We start from the raw sequence: 10,905 nt of genomic DNA, 5'->3' as shown, positions 1-10,905 counted from the left end.
GTATATAAAATATTTACCTACGTTACTTCCAGATGCTGTTTCAGCGATTTTTTAATCTACGACCATGATATGACTAGTAATTATTCAATTATTTTAATATGTTATGGTAAGTTTTTTACCTGAACTGATAGTCGTTTTTAAAGTCAGCTAACTCGTTAGCTAATGCATGGATCAAACATAACAATGGAAATATTAATTCGCCGCTCAGAACCTAATGATGCGGCCGCTGTAAGAGATATTTATGCGGGAATTGTAGCCTACAGTGGTACATTGCAACTGCCTTATCCGTCAATTGAAATCTGGCAAAAGCGCCTGACAGATGTGCCGACACATGCCCACTCTTTGGTGGCTGAAGTGAATGGCGAAATTGTGGGTAACGTCGGGTTAGAAGTGTGCACAAGTGTGCGTCGGCGTCATGTCGGGACCTTTGGCATTGGCGTTAAAGATGAATGCCAGGGGCAGGGCATCGGCAGCGCTTTGTTGGAAGCGGTGATTAACCTTGCCGATAACTGGTTAAACCTTAAAAGGCTCGAACTGACGGTTTATACGGATAACCAAGCAGCTGTTCATCTATATAAAAAATATGGATTTGTGATTGAAGGAACCTCACCTGCTTTTGCTTTTCGTAATGGTGGTTATGTTGACGCATATCAGATGGGACGAGTGGTGGCTGAGCGTTAATCAGGGATTCATACCTAATTAAGTCGTTCCAATACGAATTTATAGTTGGCGTACAGTGTTTAACACGGTAAATTGAATCACATTTTTCGACGTGTGCTACCAACCCTTTTAATCCATTTTGGTGCACTGTAGGTATAACGTAAGGTTTTTCATGTTTTCCGCATTTATCTCGGCTATTTTGCCTGTCATGATCATTGCACTTTTGGGTGCGTTTTTAAGTAAAAAAACCGCGTATTTGGATGACCCCAATCTACCGCGTTTGATCGTGAATGTTGGTATGCCAGCATTACTATTGCATTCGATGTTGGGTACTCATATCGATTTTTTAGGAATGGGGAAACTGGTATTGGCATCAGCACTTGCTCTGTTCGGCATGGTGCTTGTGACGTTAGTTTTACTGAAAGTGATGAAGCTTGAACGCCGCTTTTATTTGCCCGTTTTAGTCAACCCCAATACCGGCAACTTAGGTATTCCTATTGCTTATGCGTTATTAGGAGAGCAAGGCTTAGCAGGTGCCGTCATCATCTCGTCAATTATAGAGATCAGTCACTTTACCCTCGGTATTGGGATGATGTCTGGGAGTTTTAACCCCAAACGCTTATTAGCGAACCCACCGGTTATTGCACTGTTAGTTGGTGTTGCCATCATGGGCTCAGGTATTCCTGTTCCACAATTTATGATTCGGGTGTTTGATATGGTCGGTAGTATTACTGTCCCTGTGATGCTACTGATGTTAGGGCGTTCGTTGGCGCATATGAAAGTGCACGAAGCCCATTGGATTCGATTGTTTTTCCTATCTCTGTATCGTCCAGCGATTGGCCTATCGATGGCTTGGGGAGCGGCTTATTTATTCGGTTTAACGCCGTTACATACAGCTAATTTATTGATTGCTTGTTGCATGCCCGTCGCCGTATTGAACTACATTTTCTCCACTCGTTATGGTGGTCCGGTGAACGAAGTTGCGGGGTTAACGTTCTTAACTTTACCCACCGCATTTATTGCGCTGATTATTATAAAACTGACTGTGATTGGTTAACATCACCGGTCACGGTAATAGTTACTTTAGCAAGAGAAAGAAGGCTGTCATTATGATGGCCTGTTTTTTATCTAAAACGTGATGAGTTTTAAAAATCTAATACTCGAGTAACCGCAAAATACGGTTTCAACGCGAATGTATTCGCTCTTATGCTAGAAACATAATTTAGAACAGTCGCTATATCCCAATACACAGCAGTAAAAGGGATATAAAAGGAGCACTTATGATGAATCGACGGGCGAAAGACTTCGCGACTTATTACCATGGTGAACAAAAATATGGGGCGGATCCTTATCTAAAACACTTGGAAGCGGTAGCGATTTTGTCACGTCCTTATGGCGCTGAAGCTGTCACGATCGCCTATTTGCATGATGTGGTGGAAGATACCGCAGTTACGTTAGATGTCATAGAGAAGCAATTTGGTCCATTTATAGCGCGTTGCGTTAGTATCCTCACCGATCAACCTGGTGACACACGAGCTGAGCGTAAAGCAAAAACATATGAGCGTATGTCGCATGTAGCAGGGCGAGAAAAGATTGCTTTGGTTGTTAAAGCGGCAGATAGATTATCTAATTTACGTATGTGCTGTATTACTCAAGATAAAGAACGCATGGCAATGTATCAGCAAGAGCATCCTCAGTTTAAGCAATGTGCGTATCGAAAAGGGCTATGTGATGAGTTTTGGCTAGAAATGAATGAATTGATAGATAAAGGGTGTTAGGCTGATATTTCAATTAGTTAAATGAAATAGGGATATCATGTCTGCCGTATTAATTACCGGAGCTGCACGCGGATTTGGTCGTGTATTAGCTCAGCAATTTGCCTCTCAATCCTTCGATCTATTTTTAGTTGTTCGCAGTGTCGAATCTGCGGCTGAGCTGCAAGCAGAATTACCGCAAAGTCATATTCTTATTGCAGATATTACGACTGATAAATACGTAGAGCAATTATCCGGTTGGTTAGACGATCAGGTGCTCGACGTCGTCATTAATAATGCAGGGACTGGGACCAAAGCGCCGAACCTGGAACTGACTAAAGCCAGCTATCTGCGTAAAGAGTTTAACAGTCATTGTGTTGGGGCATTGAATACGGTTCAGGGAGCATTAAGTGCGTTGAAACGCAGTCAGACACCAACAATAGTGAACATCAGTTCGCGCCGTGGGTCGATGCAAATGCAAGCTGAGGGAGCAGCAAAAGGTTCAGGATGTTCTTTCTCTTATCGCATTGGTAAAGCGTCACAAAACATGTTGAGCCTGTGTTTAGCGGATGAACTCGAAGATGAAAACTTTAAGGTCGTATCACTGCATCCAGGACGACTTTTAACCGGGATGTCGGCGACCGATGCGCAAATGACCCCAGAACTTGCTGCGTCACGCCTAATTAATAAAATTCAACATGGTCAATTACCTCATCGACACTTTTATAATTTGGAAACCGAAACAGAACTGCCTTGGTAACTCATTACAAAACAGGGGATAACAATGATTAATTGGCCTGCGATGATTAAACTGGCTGGTGATGATGAATTACTGATGGTGTCAAACTCGAAACAATTAGAACAACAGCTCGACGCTCTAAAGCTAACGGATGATGATTATCTTATTGATAGTAAAGGTTGTTGTTTTGACCTTAGGGATGGTTTAGACAAGGCAGATACGACAAAACAGCTCACACTGGATGAGGTCAATCTTCTGATACAGCGCCATAGTGCCAATGAAGGGGGCGTGTGTGTGAGTAAAACCTGGTTTCCTTCGATAGAGAGTGCAATTCGCTCTATTCTTACTGAGTACTGACCGAGTGCCCAAATAACTGGCAGTTGTTTGGGTATAATCATGGCTTAAATCAATAAATTTTTGATTATTTGTCAGTCACATAGTGATTAGGGGTCGCATTATTTATTAGCAACAGTTAGACTCTGCACCCAAATTAATAATTCGTCTCGATGATACTAGTTCGGCGATTTGTCGGATTCTGCCATAGTTTATGGTCACGAAATCAATTATTTTGGTATTAGAATCGAGCATGTAACAGATTAACAAGGTTCCTTTTTGTTCATGAATATATCAGGTGTCTCCGCGAAATTTTGTCGTAATCTACTTATCACAGCAACCGTAAGTGCCGCACTTGCTGGATGTAATCAACCGCCAGAAATTCAAAAAGTACAAGGCTATGCTCAAGGTACGACGTATCACATTAGCTGGTGGACAGATAAAGATGTCGATACCAAAACAGTAGAAAAACAATTCAAAGATAAATTGGCTCAGATTGATAAAGAGCTATCGACTTATCGTGATGATTCTTATATTTCCGAATTTAACCAAAGTGATTCTATCGATTGGCAATCTGCGTCAAGTGATTTCATTCATTTAATTGAAGTGGCGAGAATGGTTAATCGTGATACTCAAGGTTGTTACGATCCAACTATTACTCCTTTGTTCAAACTTTGGGGTTTCCAAAAAGGCACTCTTGAAGTTCCTACCGCAGATCAAATCGCAAGCGTGAAAAAAGAGCTCGGTCTCGATAAAGTGCTTATTGATACTAAAACCATGCGTATTCGTAAAACGATGCCAAATGTGCAATTAGATTTCTCTTCGATGGGTGAAGGTTACACCATCGGTAAATTGAGTAAGATTCTTGAAGATGATGGCATCCATAACTACCTGGTTGAGTTTGGCGGCGATATGAAAATTCGTGGTCATAAGCCAAAAGGTCAGAAATGGCGTGTGGCGATTGAGCGCCCAGTGCCAACAGAAGAAGGTATTCAGCCATACAAGATTGTCACCATCAACAGTGAAAAAGGGGTAACGTTAGATACCTCTGGTACTTACCACCATTCGTTCGATGCGAAAGGTAAGAAGTATTCACACATTTTAGATCCTCGTACCGGTGCGCCAGTGACACATGATCTCGTGTCTGCTTCTGTATTTGGTGATGATCCAGAAATTAGTGATGCTTGGGCAACAGCGATGCTTTGCTTAGGCCCTAAAGTGGGTAAAGCCGTTGCGCTGCGTAAAAATTTGGAAGTGTTCTTTATTGAAGGCACAAAAGACAAGCCGGAGAGCTTTAAGAGCGAAGCATTAGAAAAATCCACCCGAGTGGTTTTTGATAAGTAACGATATTAAATGCTGGTCATTAAAAAATCCCTCAGCTTAGCTGAGGGATTTTTTTATCGAACAAACGCGCAGTAATGATTAAGCGGTTTTTTCTTCAGGTGTTGTTTCTTCTGCTTTTGGCGCATCAGCAAACACTTGAGTTGGTTTTGCGACGATGCTGCGATTTTCTTGGTTAACTTCTGTCAGCACAATTTCAAGTGTGTCGCCTAAACGGTAAACCACTTCTTTGTCGATAGAAACAGTGCCGTTATCACCGTTACATTCAATGCGTTGTTTGTTATCAAGAATTAACGCTCCTGGCACAAAGGCCATTGCGCCATTCTCAAGAACACGAACTCGCATACCAGCACGATTGATATCGAAAATTTCACCCGTGTAGCGCGTCTCTTTTGCTGGTTCTTCAGCAAGAGTACGAGCATACAACCAATCACCAACGTTACGTTCGGCAATTTTATGGTGTTTACGGTGCAGAGCTAACTCTTCACCTACCGTTTCGTCAGGTGTTTGTACTGGCTCTTTATCGAGAACGAGTGCTTTAAGCATACGGTGGTTAATCATATCGCCGTATTTACGAATTGGTGAGGTCCATGTTGCGTATACATCTAGGCCCATTGCGAAGTGTGGCAATGGTTGATTACCAATTTCACTGTAGCTTTGGTACTTACGAATACGATTATCTAGGTAAGATGTTTCTTGCTCAGTTAACCAACGACGCAAAGTTGCAAACCCTTCTACAGTAGCAAGAGATTCCGCCGTAACGTCTGGCGCACCATGTTCAGTCACTAGCTCAACCACTTCGGCCATTTTCTCCGGTTTAAAACCAGCATGAGTGTTGAATACACCAGTGGAGAACTTTTCGCGCAGTGCTTTACCCGCGCAAATATTGGCCGTAATCATTGATTCTTCAACTAATCGGTTGGCACTGCGACGCATGTCGGCATGGATAGCAACCACATCGTTGTCTTCGCTTAATTCAAAACGGTAATCGGGGCGATCTGGGAACACAACAGCATTTTCTTCACGCCACGTCGCGCGGGCGCGAGAAAAATCGTACAAGTCGCGAACGACTTGAGCGATCTCTTCACTTGGTGTCCAAGCATCACTTGCGCCATTTTCCAACCAATCAGACACATTGTCATAAGCAAGACGAGCGTGAGATTTCATATTCGCTGCGAAGAAACGAATGTCATCACCAATCACACCATCCGCAGAGACAGTAACACTGCAACATAGCGCTGGACGCTCTTGATTTTCAATCAGTGAGCAAAGGTCATCGGCGAGTTCGCGAGGAAGCATTGGAATATTACGACCCGGTAAGTAAATGGTAAAGCCACGATCACGAGCCACTTTATCCATCGAATCATCAGGTGTGATATATGCCGTTGGATCAGCAATGGCAATCATTAGGTTAAAACTGCCATCAGCATTTTTTTCTGCCCAAAGCGCGTCATCCATATCTTTGGTTGATTCACCATCGATCGTTACAAATGGAATAGCGGTAAGATCTTCACGCACTAAATCGGCGTCGTCTTTCAATTCCCAGTTATCGATGCCATCGGGTTCGGAATTGGGTAAGTCATTTTGAGCAAGAGTTACCCACCAAGGGGCAATTTTGTCATTTGCGTCAGTGATTTTTTTCGAGATTTCAACGAAGAAGCCGTTATCACCTTTTAGTGGATGGCGAATAAGGTGGGCAACGACCCAGTCACCTTCTTTGAGCTCTTCAGGGTTTAATCCTTTGCGCGCACGAGCTTTAAGCGATTGCTTTTTTAACTGTGGGTGATCGGGAACAACGTTCAACTTACCCTTGAATAATTTTACTCGCCCGATAAAGCGGGTTAATGATGGCTCAAGTAACTCTTCTGGTTCTGCAACTTCTCGTTCTTTTTCAGTACGAATGATTGCCATCACCTTATCGCCGTGAAGACATTTCTTCATATAGGGTGGTGGAATAAAGAAGCTGGTTTTGCTGTCTACTTCTAAAAAGCCGAAGCCTTTGTCTGTGGCTTTGATTGTGCCTTCTTTTTTCGGAAGGTTTTCTTGAATTTGCTGCTTTAGCTGGGCAAGTAACGGGTTGTCTTGAAACATTATTTACTCTTAATTGTTGGTATTTAAAGCGCGTAGCACTTCAAACTATCCCCATGTTTCTACTCGGATAATCAGAAATAGAAACCAATCGCGTGACGTACCGACGGACAGCGTGACTGAGTAACGTTAATTGCCGTTAGGCTGCGTTACTACAACAGGCGCACGCTTTATTTCCACTTATGTGTTTTGCCAGTACCGTGAAAATTATTTATTACCGCCAATGGTACTAGGTAATGGGTTGAAAGTATATCCACCAAGCCAATTACTCGGTGATCCTTGGGTAAATCCAACGTCAGAAATTTGCTCCTATTTTTGCTGTAAGGGATGGCAAGAATTTGTCGAGAAGACCACTTTTTATTCAACGAGTTTAATTAGACTGTCTACACTAATAGATAACCCTACGTTTTTTCGGGTGTTTTTCAAACACTAACGAGTGATGCCATGGTTCTAAAGACAACGATATTGTTGCGATGCAGTGACTCGGCGGGGTTAACAATGATGACAAGACTTTCGATAGAAGAGGGAGACAGTGAAAAAACGTTTCTTAGTAACTTTAACCGCCATCACTGGTTTACTGACCAGCTCGATATCTTTTCCTATCTTCGCTAAAAGTGATCGTTTAGAGCATTTTGGCGATAGTGCACAATTTGGTTTACCGTTTACTGCTGCTGCCATATCGATATTTCACCTCGATGGTGAGGGATTTTTACAATTGGGCGAAGGGGCTATCTGGACATCGCTGACCACTCAGGCGCTCAAAGCGACCATTGATGCAGAACGACCGGATGGTACCAGCCATAGTTTCCCTTCAGCTCATACATCCAGTGCTGCACAAGCAGCCGCATATCTTCAGTTTAGATATGGTTATGTTTATGGTGTGCCCGCTTATTTGGCAGCTGCTGCGGTCGCTTATTCACGAGTGGATGCTAAGCGTCATTACTGGCGTGATGTGACTGCAGGAATGGCGATTGGTACTGGCATTCAATATTTAATTACCAAGCGAGGAGTATCTATTACCAATCTTGCTATTGTCCCTTATATTGAAGCTCATAATTATGGTTTAGAGATCACTTACCAGTATTGAATAGCGTTACAATGCCCATTTTGTATAAAAAGTAACCATTCAATGTCTCTATGTTTTATAAACAAACTCTCTAGAATTAGAGGTTAGCAATCAGTCAAATTACTATCTATCTGACAAAAATGAAGTTTTGTGAAGTTTAATTATCAAAAATAAGGATCTTATAACGAATCATTTATGAATTTTTATTTCAAATTAAATGAATANTAGATCTTATGAATCATTATGTTGTATGAGTGTAGAGAGGAAAAGTGACTAAAATGAGCATTTGGTATTGATTATAGATAAAGCGGGGATAATTTTTAATTTAAAACCGATTTCTATTTTAATATACGTTAAAACAGTTGTATTTCTATACTCAGCAAAATGTGCTGCGATTTTATCGGAATTGACCGTGTGATTAAGATCAGACTTTGTGCGTTGGTCGAAAATGCTAATGGGTAAATTAAAAGTTAAATCCATTGAATTTATGAGTGTTTTTTATGAAGAAGTTCTTGTAAGAACGAAATGGATGAATAGAAAGGAAATTGAAAAATAATCCGTATTCGTGTCAAAGTTGAACTATATATTGTATGTCGAATCCAATTTGTAGCAACCTTAGATAAATGTGCTTAATCATGGCTGGAAGGCTAGAAAAGTAGTGGAATAGGGGGGCTTTAAGTCAGGATTTTATCAGGAGTGCGAAAATATTGTGATGAATTTCAATTTTTCCTAGCTTTTTTTGTGCTTTTAGGGAATAATCCGCCTCCCTATGTATGTCCCAAGTGGCTTGATGCGTTTTAATACTTATCCGCATCTGAACGGAATCAGCAATTATTTGGTTGGATTGGTTGGAAATGGTAAAGCTCGTGGGACCTTGGTTTTTTTTATTAATATGGGAATCCCATGCAAGAGACTGTCATTCATTTTAGTGACTTAGCACTTAACAGTGCAATTTTATCAGCCCTAACAGAAATGGGCTTCGAGAAACCAACACCAATTCAAGCAGCGTCAATCCCTGTCCTGATTGAGGGACGTGATGCGCTTGGTAAAGCGCAAACAGGTACAGGTAAAACAGCAGCATTCTCTCTTCCGCTGTTGAACAAATTAGATCTTTCTCAGCGTAAACCACAAGCTATCGTTATGGCTCCAACTCGTGAGCTAGCAATTCAGGTAGCCGCTGAAGTGAAAAATTTAGGCCAAAATGTTAAAGGCCTTAAAGTTCTGGAAATCTACGGTGGTGCATCTATCGTGGACCAAATGCGTGCTCTTAAATCAGGTGCGCATATCGTTGTTGGTACTCCAGGCCGTGTTAAAGATTTGATTACTCGCGAACGCCTACATCTTGATGAGTGTCATACCTTCGTTCTTGACGAAGCTGACGAGATGTTAAAAATGGGCTTCGTGGATGATGTAACCTGGATTATGGAACAGGCACCAGAAACAGCACAACGCGTGTTGTTCTCTGCGACTATGCCTCCGATGGTTAAAAACATCGTTGACCGTTATTTACGTGAACCTGCTCGTATTGACGTTGCTGGCTCTAACCAAACTGTTGAAAAAGTAGAACAACAGTTCTGGGTAGTGAAAGGTGTTGAAAAAGACGAAGCAATGTCTCGCCTTCTTGAAACAGAAGAAACAGACGCTGCAATCGTATTCGTACGTACTCGCCAAGACACAGAACGTCTTGCGGATTGGTTGAGTGCTCGTGGTTTCAAAGCAGCTGCGCTACACGGTGATATTCCTCAATCACTGCGTGAACGTACTGTTGACCACATTAAAAAAGGTGTGATTGATATTCTAGTAGCAACTGACGTTGTTGCTCGTGGTCTTGATGTGCCGCGTATCACTCACGTATTCAACTACGATATTCCATTTGATGTGGAATCATACATTCACCGTATCGGTCGTACTGGCCGTGCTGGACGTAAAGGTAAAGCGATCCTATTGGTTCGTACTAACCAAATTCGTATGTTGCGTACTATCGAACGTGTTACTCGTTCTTCTATGGAAGAAATTCAATTGCCACACCGCGACAAAGTGGCAGAATCTCGTTTAAGCCAATTGGCTAGCGATTTGGATTCTGAAAAAGAACATAAAGCGTTAGATAAATTTGCAGAACTTGTAGAAAAACTTCAAACGTCTTTAGATATTGACGCAACGACTTTGGCTGCAATGCTTCTAAAACGTCAACAAGGTAAACGCCCGCTATTTTATGTTGGTGAAGACCCAATGTTAGAAGCGATTGAACGTGACAAACAGCGTCGTCGTGAGCGTCGTGAGAACCGTGATAACGGTGGTCGTGACTTCGGTCGTAACAGCAATGTAGATTGGGAAACTTACCAATTACAAGTTGGCCGTGAACAAGGTGTTCAGGTTAAAGATATCGTTGGCGCACTAGCAAACGAACTTGGCCTAACTAAAGGTTCTATCGGTGCTATCAAGCTTGCGCAAGGTCACACCTTTGTTCAGCTGCCTAAGAGCATGTCTGAAAGCGTGACTAAGAAATTACGTAAACTACGTATTCGCCAGAAAGAAGTGGATGCTGTTGTATGTGATTTCACCGACTTCCGTGAAAATCGCGGTGGTGGTCGTCGTGAAGGCGGTCGTCGTTTTGACGGTAACCGTAACGGCGGTGGCCGTGGTAACGGTAACAGTCGTGGTGGTGAACGTCGCTTTGATCGTAACCGTGGCGGAGACCATCGTGGTAACCACCGTGGTGAACGTGGTCATAGCCAACGCCGTCAACACCAAGACGCATAATGATTTTAAGCCCGCGCTAGCGGGCTTTTTTTTGCCTGATGAATCCGTTTTATTAATCTCAAGTATCTGTTAATTATATAAATTAGCGTTAAATAATAAACAGACTAAGATGATGTATCAGTTTAATTTTATTGAGGTTTAGAGTAATATCGCCTCAAATATAC

The 10,905-nt window shown here is 42.1% G+C and carries 9 protein-coding genes; 8 read left to right on the top strand and 1 reads right to left on the bottom strand.

The window, feature by feature from the left end; all coding sequences use genetic code 11:
* Positions 1-183: 183 nt before the first annotated feature.
* The 6 genes from F9817_RS19610 (at position 184) to F9817_RS19585 (ending at position 4,830) form a co-directional block, all read left to right on the top strand.
* Positions 184-681 carry a GNAT family N-acetyltransferase gene (locus F9817_RS19610; protein ID WP_161157862.1) on the top strand — a complete coding sequence of 166 codons (498 nt, stop codon included), beginning with the start codon at positions 184-186 and terminating at the stop codon, positions 679-681.
* Between the two features lie 151 nt (positions 682-832).
* Positions 833-1,717 (top strand): AEC family transporter, encoded by an 885-nt coding sequence (locus F9817_RS19605; protein WP_161157861.1) that lies wholly within the window; start codon positions 833-835, stop codon positions 1,715-1,717.
* Between the two features lie 223 nt (positions 1,718-1,940).
* The gene (locus tag F9817_RS19600) at positions 1,941-2,438 is read left to right on the top strand and encodes an HD domain-containing protein (RefSeq protein WP_202436527.1); all 498 of its coding nucleotides are present in this window, start codon (positions 1,941-1,943) and stop codon (positions 2,436-2,438) included.
* 37 nt (positions 2,439-2,475) lie between these two features.
* Positions 2,476-3,174 (top strand): SDR family NAD(P)-dependent oxidoreductase, encoded by a 699-nt coding sequence (locus tag F9817_RS19595; RefSeq protein ID WP_161157860.1) that lies wholly within the window; start codon positions 2,476-2,478, stop codon positions 3,172-3,174.
* Between the two features lie 24 nt (positions 3,175-3,198).
* Positions 3,199-3,510: a DUF4144 family protein gene (locus F9817_RS19590; RefSeq protein WP_161157859.1), complete on the top strand. Its 312-nt coding sequence runs from the start codon at positions 3,199-3,201 to the stop codon at positions 3,508-3,510.
* 261 nt (positions 3,511-3,771) lie between these two features.
* Positions 3,772-4,830 carry an FAD:protein FMN transferase gene (locus F9817_RS19585; protein WP_161157858.1) on the top strand — a complete coding sequence of 353 codons (1,059 nt, stop codon included), beginning with the start codon at positions 3,772-3,774 and terminating at the stop codon, positions 4,828-4,830.
* 78 nt (positions 4,831-4,908) lie between these two features.
* On the opposite strand, the gene rnb is transcribed toward F9817_RS19585, so the two are convergent.
* Positions 4,909-6,918 (bottom strand): exoribonuclease II, encoded by a 2,010-nt coding sequence (gene rnb / locus F9817_RS19580; protein WP_161157857.1) that lies wholly within the window; start codon positions 6,916-6,918, stop codon positions 4,909-4,911.
* Between the two features lie 529 nt (positions 6,919-7,447).
* On the opposite strand from rnb, the gene F9817_RS19575 reads away from it, so the two are divergent.
* Both F9817_RS19575 and F9817_RS19570 read left to right on the top strand, forming a co-directional pair.
* The gene (locus F9817_RS19575; RefSeq protein WP_161157856.1) at positions 7,448-8,002 is read left to right on the top strand and encodes a phosphatase PAP2 family protein; all 555 of its coding nucleotides are present in this window, start codon (positions 7,448-7,450) and stop codon (positions 8,000-8,002) included.
* 882 nt (positions 8,003-8,884) lie between these two features.
* Complete coding sequence (locus F9817_RS19570; RefSeq protein ID WP_161157855.1) at positions 8,885-10,741, top strand: DEAD/DEAH box helicase; 1,857 nt, start codon at positions 8,885-8,887, stop codon at positions 10,739-10,741.
* Positions 10,742-10,905 lie beyond the last annotated feature (164 nt).

The organism is Vibrio eleionomae (assembly GCF_009874545.1).
In the GTDB taxonomy this organism is placed as follows: domain Bacteria; phylum Pseudomonadota; class Gammaproteobacteria; order Enterobacterales; family Vibrionaceae; genus Vibrio; species Vibrio nitrifigilis.
This window is presented reverse-complemented; position numbering and strand designations above follow the sequence as displayed.

Bases quoted from the DNA above. Each gene is read 5' to 3' on its own strand.
- F9817_RS19595 (WP_161157860.1), top strand. From the start codon at position 2,476: ATGTCTGCCGTATTAATTACCGGAGCTGCACGCGGATTTGGTCGTGTA.
- F9817_RS19585 (WP_161157858.1), top strand. From the start codon at position 3,772: ATGAATATATCAGGTGTCTCCGCGAAATTTTGTCGTAATCTACTTATC.
- F9817_RS19610 (WP_161157862.1), top strand. From the start codon at position 184: ATGGAAATATTAATTCGCCGCTCAGAACCTAATGATGCGGCCGCTGTA.
- F9817_RS19600 (WP_202436527.1), top strand. From the start codon at position 1,941: ATGATGAATCGACGGGCGAAAGACTTCGCGACTTATTACCATGGTGAA.
- rnb (WP_161157857.1), bottom strand. From the start codon at position 6,918: ATGTTTCAAGACAACCCGTTACTTGCCCAGCTAAAGCAGCAAATTCAA.
- F9817_RS19605 (WP_161157861.1), top strand. From the start codon at position 833: ATGTTTTCCGCATTTATCTCGGCTATTTTGCCTGTCATGATCATTGCA.
- F9817_RS19590 (WP_161157859.1), top strand. From the start codon at position 3,199: ATGATTAATTGGCCTGCGATGATTAAACTGGCTGGTGATGATGAATTA.
- F9817_RS19570 (WP_161157855.1), top strand. From the start codon at position 8,885: ATGCAAGAGACTGTCATTCATTTTAGTGACTTAGCACTTAACAGTGCA.